Annotated in this window: 21 protein-coding genes and 1 pseudogene; all 22 read right to left on the reverse strand. The window is 70.9% G+C overall.

Annotated features, from left to right (window positions below; translation table 11 throughout):
• Positions 1–234: 234 nt before the first annotated feature.
• Positions 235–525 (reverse strand): annotated as a pseudogene (locus ACH45E_RS26830) (WhiB family transcriptional regulator); the annotation flags it as partial.
• Positions 522–1,562 carry a hypothetical protein gene (locus tag ACH45E_RS26835; RefSeq protein WP_361446464.1) on the reverse strand — a complete coding sequence of 347 codons (1,041 nt, stop codon included), beginning with the start codon at positions 1,560–1,562 and terminating at the stop codon, positions 522–524. The gene ACH45E_RS26835 and the pseudogene ACH45E_RS26830, both read right to left, overlap by 4 nt.
• On the reverse strand, positions 1,559–2,434 hold the full coding sequence (locus ACH45E_RS26840) for a hypothetical protein (RefSeq protein WP_361446466.1): 876 nt from the start codon (positions 2,432–2,434) through the stop codon (positions 1,559–1,561). Before ACH45E_RS26840 ends, ACH45E_RS26835 begins: the two co-directional genes overlap by 4 nt.
• Positions 2,431–2,757: a hypothetical protein gene (locus ACH45E_RS26845; protein WP_361446468.1), complete on the reverse strand. Its 327-nt coding sequence runs from the start codon at positions 2,755–2,757 to the stop codon at positions 2,431–2,433. Before ACH45E_RS26845 ends, ACH45E_RS26840 begins: the two co-directional genes overlap by 4 nt.
• Positions 2,754–3,104, reverse strand: coding sequence for a hypothetical protein (locus ACH45E_RS26850; RefSeq protein WP_361446470.1), 351 nt, complete (start codon positions 3,102–3,104; stop codon positions 2,754–2,756). The genes ACH45E_RS26845 and ACH45E_RS26850 overlap by 4 nt, the downstream gene beginning before the upstream one ends.
• Complete coding sequence (locus ACH45E_RS26855) at positions 3,097–3,456, reverse strand: hypothetical protein (protein WP_361446472.1); 360 nt, start codon at positions 3,454–3,456, stop codon at positions 3,097–3,099. The genes ACH45E_RS26850 and ACH45E_RS26855 overlap by 8 nt, the downstream gene beginning before the upstream one ends.
• Positions 3,453–3,770 (reverse strand): hypothetical protein, encoded by a 318-nt coding sequence (locus tag ACH45E_RS26860; protein WP_361446474.1) that lies wholly within the window; start codon positions 3,768–3,770, stop codon positions 3,453–3,455. The genes ACH45E_RS26855 and ACH45E_RS26860 overlap by 4 nt, the downstream gene beginning before the upstream one ends.
• The gene (locus ACH45E_RS26865; protein WP_361446476.1) at positions 3,767–4,246 is read right to left on the reverse strand and encodes a hypothetical protein; all 480 of its coding nucleotides are present in this window, start codon (positions 4,244–4,246) and stop codon (positions 3,767–3,769) included. Before ACH45E_RS26865 ends, ACH45E_RS26860 begins: the two co-directional genes overlap by 4 nt.
• Positions 4,243–4,980, reverse strand: a complete 738-nt coding sequence (locus tag ACH45E_RS26870) for an exonuclease domain-containing protein (protein WP_361446478.1) — start codon at positions 4,978–4,980, stop codon at positions 4,243–4,245. The genes ACH45E_RS26865 and ACH45E_RS26870 overlap by 4 nt, the downstream gene beginning before the upstream one ends.
• Entirely contained in the window at positions 4,977–5,657 is a 681-nt protein-coding gene (locus ACH45E_RS26875; protein WP_361446480.1) for a hypothetical protein, read from the reverse strand. The genes ACH45E_RS26870 and ACH45E_RS26875 overlap by 4 nt, the downstream gene beginning before the upstream one ends.
• A gap of 67 nt (positions 5,658–5,724) precedes the next feature.
• Complete coding sequence (locus ACH45E_RS26880) at positions 5,725–6,861, reverse strand: recombinase RecT (RefSeq protein ID WP_361446482.1); 1,137 nt, start codon at positions 6,859–6,861, stop codon at positions 5,725–5,727.
• Positions 6,858–7,370 (reverse strand): hypothetical protein, encoded by a 513-nt coding sequence (locus tag ACH45E_RS26885; RefSeq protein ID WP_361446484.1) that lies wholly within the window; start codon positions 7,368–7,370, stop codon positions 6,858–6,860. The genes ACH45E_RS26880 and ACH45E_RS26885 overlap by 4 nt, the downstream gene beginning before the upstream one ends.
• Positions 7,367–7,573: a hypothetical protein gene (locus ACH45E_RS26890; protein WP_361446486.1), complete on the reverse strand. Its 207-nt coding sequence runs from the start codon at positions 7,571–7,573 to the stop codon at positions 7,367–7,369. Before ACH45E_RS26890 ends, ACH45E_RS26885 begins: the two co-directional genes overlap by 4 nt.
• Entirely contained in the window at positions 7,573–7,932 is a 360-nt protein-coding gene (locus ACH45E_RS26895; RefSeq protein WP_361446488.1) for a LuxR C-terminal-related transcriptional regulator, read from the reverse strand. The genes ACH45E_RS26890 and ACH45E_RS26895 overlap by 1 nt, the downstream gene beginning before the upstream one ends.
• A complete protein-coding gene (locus ACH45E_RS26900) occupies positions 7,929–8,384 on the reverse strand; it encodes a hypothetical protein (RefSeq protein ID WP_361446490.1) in 456 nt (151 codons plus the stop codon). Before ACH45E_RS26900 ends, ACH45E_RS26895 begins: the two co-directional genes overlap by 4 nt.
• Positions 8,381–8,665, reverse strand: coding sequence for a hypothetical protein (locus tag ACH45E_RS26905; protein ID WP_361446492.1), 285 nt, complete (start codon positions 8,663–8,665; stop codon positions 8,381–8,383). The genes ACH45E_RS26900 and ACH45E_RS26905 overlap by 4 nt, the downstream gene beginning before the upstream one ends.
• Positions 8,662–8,928, reverse strand: a complete 267-nt coding sequence (locus ACH45E_RS26910; protein ID WP_361446494.1) for a hypothetical protein — start codon at positions 8,926–8,928, stop codon at positions 8,662–8,664. The genes ACH45E_RS26905 and ACH45E_RS26910 overlap by 4 nt, the downstream gene beginning before the upstream one ends.
• Positions 8,925–9,305, reverse strand: a complete 381-nt coding sequence (locus ACH45E_RS26915) for a hypothetical protein (protein WP_361446496.1) — start codon at positions 9,303–9,305, stop codon at positions 8,925–8,927. The genes ACH45E_RS26910 and ACH45E_RS26915 overlap by 4 nt, the downstream gene beginning before the upstream one ends.
• Positions 9,302–10,027, reverse strand: a complete 726-nt coding sequence (locus ACH45E_RS26920; RefSeq protein WP_361446498.1) for a hypothetical protein — start codon at positions 10,025–10,027, stop codon at positions 9,302–9,304. Before ACH45E_RS26920 ends, ACH45E_RS26915 begins: the two co-directional genes overlap by 4 nt.
• Positions 10,024–10,404, reverse strand: a complete 381-nt coding sequence (locus ACH45E_RS26925; RefSeq protein WP_361446500.1) for a hypothetical protein — start codon at positions 10,402–10,404, stop codon at positions 10,024–10,026. The genes ACH45E_RS26920 and ACH45E_RS26925 overlap by 4 nt, the downstream gene beginning before the upstream one ends.
• 89 nt (positions 10,405–10,493) lie before the next feature.
• Positions 10,494–10,688, reverse strand: a complete 195-nt coding sequence (locus tag ACH45E_RS26930) for a hypothetical protein (protein WP_361446502.1) — start codon at positions 10,686–10,688, stop codon at positions 10,494–10,496.
• Entirely contained in the window at positions 10,685–10,912 is a 228-nt protein-coding gene (locus ACH45E_RS26935; protein WP_361446504.1) for a helix-turn-helix transcriptional regulator, read from the reverse strand. Before ACH45E_RS26935 ends, ACH45E_RS26930 begins: the two co-directional genes overlap by 4 nt.
• Positions 10,913–11,054: the final 142 nt, after the last annotated feature.

Consider the following 11,054-nt stretch of genomic DNA (forward strand, 5'->3'; position numbering starts at 1 on the left):
CGTCAGGTGGGCGACGCACTTGTGGTGGTCGCAGTCGGCCTTGACCGGCCCGGACGGCGGGACGCCCGTCGTGGCTTCGAACGCGAGCCGTCGGTACCCGACGTGCTTGTCACCGACCCGTACGGTCGGGGTGGGGCCGATCCAGACCCGGTGACCGTCCTCGGCGGGCTCCGTGTGCTTCACATACAGGGCGGCCGGCGTCTCCTCGGCCGCAGCCTCCGGCTCCAGGTGGGGTGCCGGGCGGCGGCCCTTCCGGCGCTGGAGCCTCCGGCGCTCGTCCTCGCTCAGCCCACCCCACACCCCGAACTCCTGCCGGGTCTCCAGCGCCCACTGCAAGCACAGTTCGGCAACAGGGCAGAGGCGGTGGCAGACATTCTTGGCCTCCTCGATCTGCAGGAGCGCCAGCCCGGTTGCACCGACCAGGAACCACAACTCGGGGTCGTAGCGGCGACGGTCGCGGCAGACTGCCCGGTCACGCCAGTCGCTGTCCCGGCTGGTGGTGTCGGGGTAGACGTGGTGGCTCACGACGCCTCCCCGAAGAGCAGCCTGTACGCGCGGTCAGCGCGGCGGTTCGCCTCACGGATCCTTCGGTCCTCCAGGTGGCCGCCCGCGACGCAGTGGTCCACGCCGCACCCGGGCCGGGCCTGCCCTTCGGGATCGCGGCCGTGGTGGAGACGGAAAGCAACCCTCGCGGCGGTGATCCGGGTCTGACGGCTGGAGACGTACGGAATGCCCTTGTTGATGTAGCCGGTCCAGCGAACGTGGCCGCCCTCGACTGCTTCGGTGTTCGCGTGGAACGCGTCTTCCGGCGAGGCATAGGTGTCGGGGCGTCCGGACCGTGCCGGCGGTAGCCCGAGTTCTGTACGGACGCGTTTGACGGTGGCCGAGGAGACTCCCAGCTGGCGAGCGATGCGGGCGTCAGGAGTGCTCTCGCGGAGCAGCTGCTCGATGACCCTGAACTGCTCCTCGCGGGTGGTCGCGGTCCGCGCTTTCATGGCGGCGGGGTCGCGCCGCCACTCGCGCTTGCACGCCTCGCAGTACGCGGTGCCGGTGGGGTCGAGTCGGCCGTGCTCCTGCTGGTTGTGGCCGTGCACGCACAACGTGGAGACGTCGCCGAGGCCCTGGCTGGTGCGGAGCGCACGGCGGGCCTGCTGGCGTCCGGCCTCGTCGTTGACGTGCTCGGGCGCAATGCAGTGCTGAACCCCGCAGTCAGCGATGGCGTACCCCTCAGGCGCACGACCAGTGCGAATCCGGAACGCCACCCCGGCGGCGCTGAGGTGCCTCTCCTTGTAGGTGAGGAGCGGGGTACCGCTGCCCTTGGCTCTCTCGCCGGTCCACTCCATGTGGCCGCCGTCGACGGGCCGGGCGAACAGCGCCCACTTGTCCTCGACGGTGCGGGTCTGCTCGGCCTTCACGAACTGGGGCAGGCCCAGCTCGTGGCGGAGGCGGGCGACGCGGGTCTTGTCGCAGCGCAGGTCCCGCATGATCTTGCTGTTGCTGTGGCCCTGACGAAGCGCGGTGATGATGTCCTCCCGGGACGCGTTCGGCTGGGTCGGGCTCATGCCGCCACCTCCGGTGCGTACTCGGGGTGCTGGTGGAGGGCCTTGTCGACGTACGTCCGGTCCACGCCGAGGCGTTCGGCGACCAGGCCGCGGTCGAGGCGGCCGGCCGTCATCAGCCAGTGGGCTTCTTCGGCGATCACCGTGATGCGGGCCTTGCCGTACTCCGGGATGAAGTGCGGGTCGTCGATCGCGCCCGGGAACTGGTCCCAGTAGCGGGTCGGCGGCCAGTTCCGCCGCTTCGCGAGGTTGCGGACATACGAAGCCGAGCGGCGGGAGATGCCGTACCTGGAGGGCCTCTTGACACGGAGCGTGTCGTAGCCGCGGGCCACCTTGAGCGCGGTAGCCCCCATGACCTGTGCGTCGTCGTACAGGCTGGCCCGGCCGATCAGGGCGCTGATGTAGCCCGGGTAGAGGTCCACCCATCCGGCGATCTCCGTCATGGGCCAGGCGTCCGCGACGAGGGCCCGAAGACGGCGGCTCGTGCCGAGTGCGGGCACGTACTGCGGGATGACGTCGCCCGCGCTGACAGCGAGCAGCTTCTCCGCGTTGCTGGTGAGGAGCCGGTGCCGCACCGGCGTCCGCCGGCCACTGGAGCGGGGAGGGAGGAGGTCGGAGACCACTCTCAGGCTCGTCTGGGCCCGCAGAGCGATCCCGCGCGGGCTGGCCCCTGCGGCGATCAACTGCTGGACGTGCGCGCGGACCGGGGCCGCGTCGGTGAGGTGTCGGTACTCGCCTGCTCGGTGCAGCCGGGCCCGCTCGCGCTCGTTGGCGTTGTACCGGTCGGTGCACTCGGGCCTACGGCAGCCGTACTTGGTGTAGCAGGTGGTGGTGTCGTGGTTCGGGGGCTCGCGGAGCACGGTCGGGGTGGTCATGCGGCACCGCCGACCTGCTGCTGGCCGATCCGGTCGAGCTGCCGGCTCAGGCGGCGCAGCACCACGACCTGGTAGCTCAAGCGGACGTCCGCGTTGTGCGCGTCCCGGCACGGCGGGCACGCCACCGTCTGGTGCCGCTTGTGCCAGTCCCAGCCCCGCGGGGTTCCCGCCACGTCCTCGTGGGAGACGACGCGGACCGGCGGCGGGCCGTCGGCCGGGCGGCCGTGGTACCGCCAACGGCGGTGGCACGGCTCGCACCAACCATGGGCACGGTGCTCGCGGGACTCGCCGCAGGCGGCACAGACGATGGTCCGGCGGCTCACTGGGCACCGCCGTTCCGTCGGGCCTGCTTGACGGCGTTCTGGTACTCCCGCTGCGCCTGGAGGCACTCCGGGCACGGCGGGTCCTTGCGGTAGTAGTGCTGGCGGGCGCCCCGGATGGTGCCGTGAGCGATCGGCTTCAGCTGCCGGGGCCGCTTCACCGGCGCGGCGTAGCTGGCGTTCTTCGCGTCGGTGTTGGCCTGACGGCAGGCGTCGCAGATCTCGTCGCCCTCACGGCGGTGCCGGTAGTAGCCGGCCGGAGTACCGCAAGCCGCGCGGGCGCCAGGCCCCTTGGCCGGGCGGGTGAAGATCGCGTCAAACAGCGCATCGAGGTCGGTGGGTTCAGACATCGTCGGCCTCCTTCGCCTGGTCGTCGTGGATGGCCTGCCACAGCCGGTCCGGGCCCGGATGCCGGGGAGGCAGGGAGTAGAGGCGCTCGCACTGGTCACGGAGGGCGAGGTTGATACCCCAAGCCGTCTCGCGCGCAGCAGGCTTCGTCCGGTGCGGGAGCGGCGGCCGCGGGTCCGGCACCGTGTCCGCCTGGTCGGCGTTCCGGTACCAGCGCACCAGCCGACACAGGAAGAAGACGGCGATGAGGATGCCGACGGCGAGGAGGGTGGCGACAAGCGCGACCGCGATCATGGCGGCCTTGACGATCAGCACGCTAGTCTGCAGCGCCTGAGCGAGGAGGTAGCCGTTCACGCGGCACCGCCCGAGACCGTCAGGCAGTGGCCGCACTGCCAGGTACCGTCCGCGTGCAGCACGGACGGCATCTCCTGCCCACACGGGCCCGAACACGGCCGCCACGCCTGCACGACCACGCCCGACACCGGAACGTCCGCGAAGCCCGGCGTCGTGTACGGCGACGGCGGCCCCAACAGGTCATCCAACGGCACCGTCCCGGAGGCTCGGTGCCGGCCGAGGGTCGGAGCGGGCCACGAGGCCATCACGCCCCGTGTCACGCCGGTCAGGCCCGCGACGAGCACGGCAGCGCCCACAGCGATCTGCTCGATCACGACGCGCTCGCCTCCTTGTCGGGCGTCGGCTTCTTGTAGCCCGGCTGGTAGGGCGAGCTGTCCCGGATCCCCGAGGGCGTGAGGCCGACTGCGTCGTCCAGCCGTTTCTGTAGCGCCGTCACTTGCCGGGCCAGACTGGTGCTGTTGGCGCGCTCCGCCTTCAGCTCGTCCCGGGCGCGTGCGGTCTCGGCCGTGAGCTCGGCGATCCGGTCCGCGGTCTCCTTCGCCTTGGCCCGGTCGAAGCCGCCGCCGACCTGCGCGGCCTCCAAGCGCTCAGCCAGCGCCTTGTTCCGGCCCTCAAGCCGCCGGTTCGCGGCGTCGAGCTCGGCGTTCTGCGCGAGGACCTGCTGACGGTTGAAGACCGCGGTCTCCTCGCGTTCCTCGGCGTTCTCGGCGCGCTTCCGCTGCCGAGCGGCCTCTGATTTCGCCGCGCCTAGTTCCACCTCGAAGCGGCGGCGGGTGACGAACCAGCTCATGCCGCACCTCCGACCGGACGAAGCGGCCACGAGCCATCGATCACCGCGTCCGTCTCGCCCTTGCGGCGCAGGCTCGCCTGGAAGTTCGCGGCCCACGCCGCGTGCCACTGCACCTGCCAGCCGTGCAGCACCTCGGCGGGCACCTGAATCTGCGCGTACCGTTCGGCGATCGCACGGGCCACGTCGAGCGCGGCCTGCGCGTCGGCATCCGCGGTGTGCGCGTCCGTCAACGTGACGCCGTAGTGGGCGGCGAGCGCTTCGAGATTCCGCCGGCCCCTGCGATACCGGTCCGCGGCCCGGTCCAGGACCAGCGGATCGACGACCGGTGCCACCGCGCCGAGCCGGTCAGCAAGCGACGCCACGCCATACCGTCGGCACTCCGCATCGAGCATGGAGAGGTCGAACGGGGCGTTCATGACCACCAGCGCGGCACGGTTCGCGCCGAGCTCGCTGGCGACCGCGTCCGCGATCTCCTCGACGACCTGCTTCGCCGGACGGCCGTGCGCGCGGGCGTACTCGGTCGTGATGCCGTGCACCGCACTTGCGGCCGCTGGGATCTCTACGCCGTCCCCGTCGGACAGCCACCGCAGTGTCTCGCCACTCGACCGGATCAAGGCTCCGGTCACGATGCGGTCCGTCTCGACGGCCAGGCCCGTGGTTTCCAAGTCGAAACTGGCCAGCGGGCCGCGGTGCCACGAGGGCCCGGTGGGACTGGGCTGGGGTGTGGTGCTCACTCGGCACCTCCCTCGGAGATCTGGACCGCGTGGTCCCAGCCCTCCCAGTTGTCGACCCCAGCCGCCTCCAGCGCGGACAGCCACGCGTCGCGCTTCTCCAGCTCGGCAACGCGCTGCCGCAGCTTCGCGGCGTCCCCGCCCTCGTCTGCGGCCTCGATCGCCACCGGCGCCACCACGGGCATCCCGGCGACGGCCAGGCGGCCCTCACGCCACGCCTCGGCGATCGCCGCCTTACCGGCGTCCGGCACGGTCAGCCGGGTGTACGCGGCCCGGCCCTGCATCTCCACGCCCGGCACGTCATGGATGACGCCGGTCTCCGGGTCAGCCCACTCCGCCGTCCCGGCGGCCGTGAGCGCGTCGAGGATCTTCTTCTGGAAGCCGGGCTTCACCTCGGTGACGAACCGGCGGGTGATCTCGGTGTTGTAGTTCTCCAGCGCCCAAGCGGTGAACGCGTCGGGGTCGGTGACGGCGGCGGCTGCCTTCGGCTGGACCAGGCTGACGGTGCCGATGTCGGGGCCGTCGTCGAGGCTGACGGCGATCTTCTGGGTGCCGGTCTCCTCCTTGGCGGCGCGCAGGCCGTCTTCGAGGTCACGCTTGGCGGTCTTGAGCTCGTCGCCGATGGCCTTGTGGAGGGTGTCGAGGACCGCGGCGCGGGCTGCGGTGTCTTTCAGCGTCATGGTGTGTTCTCCTTGCGGGCGGGGCCGTCCGCGTTTCGGGCGCGGACGGCCCCGCCCTGGTGGTGGTTCAGGCTGCGGAGCCGGTCAGCAGGCCGGTCATCTCGCGCATCTGCTGCGCGCCGGCCTGGGCGATCGGGAGGCCGTAGCTCTGCTCAAACTCGGCGTCGAGGTTGTCGAGGCCCACCCGGGCGGCGGTGGCACGGAGCTCCCGCTCAGCCTTGTCGGCTTCGGTTTCGCCCTCGGGGACGACCTCGGCGTCCGTCACACCGTCTTCGGTTCCGCTGCCCTGAGGCTCCGGGTCCGCGAAATCCTTTGCACGGCGGGTGAGGTACTGGCCGAGCTCGTCGATCTGCCCGGTGTCGGGCGCCTTCACAGGGGCCTCCATGAGCCGCCCCGTCTTGGCCAGCCCCCACAGCTGGGTGAAGCGCTCCTTCGTGGTGGCCTTCTGCGCCTCGTCCGCGATGTCCTGCGCCGGGCGGTGCGGCTCGACGACCGGACCCTCCGTGGTCACTTCCGGCGAGGGCGCAGGCATGGTCCACGGATCGGCCTCGCCAGGCTGCACCTGGCGGAGTTGCGTCACCTCGGCCTCGACCGGCAGACCTTCCGAATCGACCCGCGCTCCGAGTTCTTCCGGCGTGTAAATGGCCCCGTGCAGAACCTCCGGGCACGCGGTCCGCACACACTCGGAGATGGCGCGGGCCCGGAGCATGGCCCGCGGGTACTTCTCCCAGTTCTGCGGCTCGTTGTTCTGCTTGCTGCGGGAGTACGGGCGGTTATTGCGCATCTCGCACAGGCCCGCGGTGACGGCGTCGTCGTAGGTCCAGGTGATCGTGTTCTCGAAGTCCGGGTCGTCGGAGCGCCAGATGCTGACGGTGCAGCTGCCGGGCTCCTGCCGGATGCGGACCTTGTGGCCCGCAGAGCGGGTGCGGGACAGCATGAGGTCGGCGGACTGGGACGGCTTGCCCTTGATGACGTGGATGGTGGTGATGGTGGTGACGACGTCCAGGCCGAGGGCGCGCCCGTACTCCATGGCCCACAGCACGGAGGCCGGGTTGCGGCGGTACGCGTCGGGCAGGAGCGGGGTGTCCGCGAGGGACTGGCAGAACAGCCACGCCTCGTGCGGCGTCATGTGCCCGAGGGAGAGCGCGCCTCCCCGCTGTGCGACTGCAGGCGCGTAGCCCTGGTGCTTGACGATCTCGCTCATGAGGGTTCCCCCGTGGTGGTGCTGGTTGTGTGAATGGAGGCGAGGGCGCCGGCCCAGGCCTCGTCGGCGGACTGCGACGGTTCGCCGACGTAGCGGGCCTCGACCTTCGCGCCCTTCGACACGGGCACGGTGCGGGCCTCGAACGCGCCCGCAGGCCCGTACATCGGCGCGCCATCGGCACTGCGAATCCGGTCTGCGGCAGCCCAGGCGCCGGCCCACGTCTGCCACTGGCCGACCAGAAGCCACACGCCCGGCTGAGCCCGAAGCGCGGCGGCGGCCTCAGCGTGACTGATGACCGTGCGGCGGGCATCGACGGACAGCAGGGCGGACGGCACCTGCCCGGGCTGCCGAAGACTGGCGGCCGGTACTGGCTCCCAGACGGCGTTGCCGTACGCCTCCATAGCGCGGGCGGCGAGCGCCCGGGCCGCATCCGGCCCGCACCGCAGCTCGCCGCGCTCGATCTGCCCGAGGACCCGCTGGGTGTCGAAGGACATGTGCTGGACGCTCACGGCCGGCCGCCCTTCACCCGGGCCGCGATCGCGTCGACGAGGACGCTGGCCGCGTAGCCGGACACGATCACCGCAGCCCCAGTCGCCGCAGTCGCGTACACGCCGTGCAGCGGGGTGAACCCGACGACGGTCGCCGCGCACGCGATCACCGTGCCGACCACGGCGTAGTAGACGAGCGCCGCGCCGATCTCCCGCGCGGCCATCAGCGGGCACCACCGGTCGGCAGGAGCCCGTGACGGGACGCGATCGCGACGGCCTGCCCGCCCGTGTACGCGCCCAGCCGCTTGTACAGCAGCCGCCGGTGGGTGGCCACCGTGTTCTCGGCGAGCTGCAACCGGGCGGCGGTCTCCTGGCGGGTCTCGCCCGCCACGAGCGCCCGGAGGACGTCCATCTGGCGCGGCGGCAGGTTCGTGTCAACCTGCGTTCCGCGCTGAACCGCTGCTTTCTCGGCGACGAGGTGCGCCAGCTGCGCGATCTCCGTAGTGGTCAGGTTCAGGGACATCTCAAGTGCGGCTTCGAAGATCAACTGCCGCAGCCCGGACGGGCCGTTCGGCTTGTTCATGCGCAGTCCTTCGGGATGTAGAGGCGGCGCCCCGTGGCGGTGGTGCCGGTGTCGAGGCGGCCGTTGCGGGCCAGGCCGCGCAGGTCTTTCCGGACGGTGTTCCGGCCGGCCGTCGGCCAAGGCGAGTCGGCGAGGAGCAGTTCGGCGTCGTGCGTGGTGATCGGCTGGCCAGCAGCCCTTATCGCGGCGAGGAGCCAGTCGCGGCGGGTGCCGACGTAGCGGGCGTAGACACGCACGCCTTCCTCGACCAGCTCGGTGCGGGACTCGAACGAGTCTGGGGGCGCGTACCAGGCGCCGACACCAGGGGTTGCCGCGCGGATGGCGTACGAAGTGCTGCTGGCGGTTGAGCGGTTCCGGTACTCGCCGACGATCAGCCACACCCCAGGACTGCGGCGCAGCGCCTCGGCGGTCTCCTTGTGGTTCACCTGGCGGCGCTTGGCGAGGCGACTCACTGGTCCTCACCGCCGTCGGTGGGCGGTCGGTGCGGGATCTCGATCCCCTCGCCCAGCGCAGGCAGCCGGTAGGCGGCGGCGACCTGCTTCCACTTCCGGTGGAAGCGGATGGCCTGCCCGATGCCCCACAAGCTGGTGACCACGTACGTCGCGACCAGGCTGACGAGCAGCGACGGCTGGCGCCCGCTCACCGCCAGCCACACCGGGTTGACGATGAGACCGGCGACGAGACCGGAGGCCACGCCCCCGAAGACGGACCTGACGAACTTGCGGCGGCTCACTGCCCCTCACCGCCCTCGGCGACCTCGGTCCAGCCGCTGAGCTCGAACTCGGCGGTGTCCTGCGAATACGGGTGCCACGACGTCCGGGGCTGCCGTCGGTACCAGCCGAACGCCTGCCAACCGCCGTCCGGGCGTTCGGAAACGTGCCGGACATCGAACTCCGCGCGGACGCCGTGACACTGCCGGGTGTAGATGCGACCCGGCTGGGCGAAGCCGTGCACCACGGCAGCCGTATCCGGCTTGATCATGTTCCGGGCGCTCATGCCGCACCCGCCTCACGCTGCGCGGGGATCGCAGCCCCGTTGACCACGTAGTCCAGGACGCTCAACCGCTGGGCCATCTTCGTCAGCTCGCCGCCGTACACCGGCAGTTCGTAGCCCAGCTCCGCCGTCAGCTTCTCGACGAGCAGCCGCTCCGGCTCCCAGCCGTCGTGGCCCCGCGCCAGCCCCCGGTCCTCCGCGACCTCCAGCAGCAGGTCGAGCAACTCGGGGTCGTCAGCGATCGACTTGATCACGGAGATCAGGTAGTGCTCGACGTCCAACATGACGCCGGTCGGGGTGCGGTGGACGTAGATCCGGTACGGACCCGTGACGGCCGACCGCCGGAACAGACGGTGCAGATTGAGGCGGATACGGTTCATCGGGCCGCTCCCTTGCCGTTGGCCCCGGAGGCGTCGTCGTATCCGGCGACCGTCCACTGTTCGGTGACCCGGTCCCAGACCACGGACCACGCGTTGTGGTCGGTGAGGGTGCCGTCGAGGTCGATGCCGACCGGCATCCCGACGGCGTGTGCGGCATTGAGGGCGTCGGCGATGGCCACCCAGTACGACCGCTCCGTCCGCGGCACGAACACGGCGGCCTCGTCCTCGCGGAGGGCCTGCGTCGGTGCCAGCAGCCGCGTCAGCTTGTCCGCCGACACCTCCGCCGCACGCTGCGCCACCGTCGTGTCCGCGAGGGCTTCGTTCGTCGAGTGCCGTTCCGTCTGCAACTCGGCGATCCGCGCCCGCAGTTGCTCGTTCTCCGCGAGCAGCTTCCGTGCTACAGGGTGCTGGCGGGCCTGGTCCTGCTCCCACGCGGCGTGCATCGCGTCGTGGTTTGCGTCGTCCAGCAGCCACTCCACGACGGCGGCGCGGGCGGCGGTCGAGGCGGGGTCGGTCAACGTGCCGCGCTGCACGTAGCACTCCTGCGCGGAGTCCACGACGTGCGGCCACGGCTCGCTCTTCAGCACGGAGTAGAACTCCGCGTCCAGCAGCCACGACGCACGCGCGACCTCGGGGATCTGCACGTACACCTGCGTCTGCTTCGCGTTCGACATCAGGTCGAAGCGGTCCAGACGGACGCGGACGATGATCGAGTCGCTCATGCGGCCACCGCCGGCGTCTCATCGGTGGCCTGAAGGGTGTTCGCCTGCTCCGCCGTCAGCGGCACGTTGAACCCGGTCAGGTGCACGGCCACGCCGTGGAACACGCCGTCAGCCTGCAGCCACACGTGCTTGTCAGACGTTGCACGCATCTCCACACCGGACGGCGCAATACCCAGGGCCGTCCGCCAAATCTCGAAGGCCTGCGGCGTGTCCAACTGCAGCCCCAGCTCGGCCGGGACGGACAGCACCGGCCGGTGGACCTTGATGTAGGCGTCAGGCAGCTGACCGAACATCCGGATCAGCGAACCCAGCGCCTCAGCAGCAGCACCCTGCTCGCTGATCGGGCGCGGAGTCGGGAAGGTAACCTCGTCGGTCACGGGGACCTCTCTTCTTGGTTGATGGGGTCGCCGAGTCGTTGGGCTGCTCAGGCCGGCACAGTCGGAGCGGCCCTTCGGCGTGAGTGGGATCAGGCGGCGGCGTTCGCCGCGTGCTGGGCGTCGTCCGTCGGCCGCGGCTGAGGCGCGGCGCCTCCGGGGCGGGTCATGATCCGGCGGAGTTCTTCGACGAGTTCGTCTGTCGGTTCCGGGGCGAGTGCTACGCGGGCGCGGATCGCGGCGACGGTTTCGGGGCCGAGGATCGCGAGACGTTCTTCGCGGGTCATGCGGTGGCCTCGGCGTCTTCGGCGGTGTCCATGACGTCGCGGAGGTCGAAGTTGTAGGCCTCCGAGAGTCGCAGTGCCGTAATCAGGTCAGGTTGGGCGGCGCCGCGCAGGATGCGGTAGACGGTTGAGTCGTTGATTCCGGTCCGCTTCTGGATGGCGTAGCCGCTCGTGTCGCCGTGTTCGCGGGCCTTGCTGCGCAGCTTGCGGACGTTGAGCTGGTACATGGGTGCGCGCCTCCTTCCGCAGGTTGCGGGTGGGTTCTGCCTCACGAGGAAGACTCTGGCACAAGAATTCCTGCCGCGCAAGGCAGGTGTCACGTAAGGCAGAGGTGAATTTGGAGGCGAACGTGCGTTCGAGTGCGGGTGT

This window comes from Streptomyces sp. NPDC020299, assembly GCF_044387825.1.
Lineage (GTDB): Bacteria > Actinomycetota > Actinomycetes > Streptomycetales > Streptomycetaceae > Streptomyces.

Excerpts from the sequence above, each read along its gene's own strand:
- ACH45E_RS26835 (WP_361446464.1), bottom strand. The coding sequence starts at position 1,562 with ATGAGCCCGACCCAGCCGAACGCGTCCCGGGAGGACATCATCACCGCG.
- ACH45E_RS26840 (WP_361446466.1), bottom strand. The coding sequence starts at position 2,434 with ATGACCACCCCGACCGTGCTCCGCGAGCCCCCGAACCACGACACCACC.
- ACH45E_RS26850 (WP_361446470.1), bottom strand. The coding sequence starts at position 3,104 with ATGTCTGAACCCACCGACCTCGATGCGCTGTTTGACGCGATCTTCACC.
- ACH45E_RS26865 (WP_361446476.1), bottom strand. The coding sequence starts at position 4,246 with ATGAGCTGGTTCGTCACCCGCCGCCGCTTCGAGGTGGAACTAGGCGCG.
- ACH45E_RS26875 (WP_361446480.1), bottom strand. The coding sequence starts at position 5,657 with ATGACGCTGAAAGACACCGCAGCCCGCGCCGCGGTCCTCGACACCCTC.
- ACH45E_RS26880 (WP_361446482.1), bottom strand. The coding sequence starts at position 6,861 with ATGAGCGAGATCGTCAAGCACCAGGGCTACGCGCCTGCAGTCGCACAG.
- ACH45E_RS26890 (WP_361446486.1), bottom strand. The coding sequence starts at position 7,573 with ATGGCCGCGCGGGAGATCGGCGCGGCGCTCGTCTACTACGCCGTGGTC.
- ACH45E_RS26895 (WP_361446488.1), bottom strand. The coding sequence starts at position 7,932 with ATGAACAAGCCGAACGGCCCGTCCGGGCTGCGGCAGTTGATCTTCGAA.
- ACH45E_RS26910 (WP_361446494.1), bottom strand. The coding sequence starts at position 8,928 with ATGAGCGCCCGGAACATGATCAAGCCGGATACGGCTGCCGTGGTGCAC.
- ACH45E_RS26915 (WP_361446496.1), bottom strand. The coding sequence starts at position 9,305 with ATGAACCGTATCCGCCTCAATCTGCACCGTCTGTTCCGGCGGTCGGCC.
- ACH45E_RS26920 (WP_361446498.1), bottom strand. The coding sequence starts at position 10,027 with ATGAGCGACTCGATCATCGTCCGCGTCCGTCTGGACCGCTTCGACCTG.
- ACH45E_RS26930 (WP_361446502.1), bottom strand. The coding sequence starts at position 10,688 with ATGACCCGCGAAGAACGTCTCGCGATCCTCGGCCCCGAAACCGTCGCC.
- ACH45E_RS26935 (WP_361446504.1), bottom strand. The coding sequence starts at position 10,912 with ATGTACCAGCTCAACGTCCGCAAGCTGCGCAGCAAGGCCCGCGAACAC.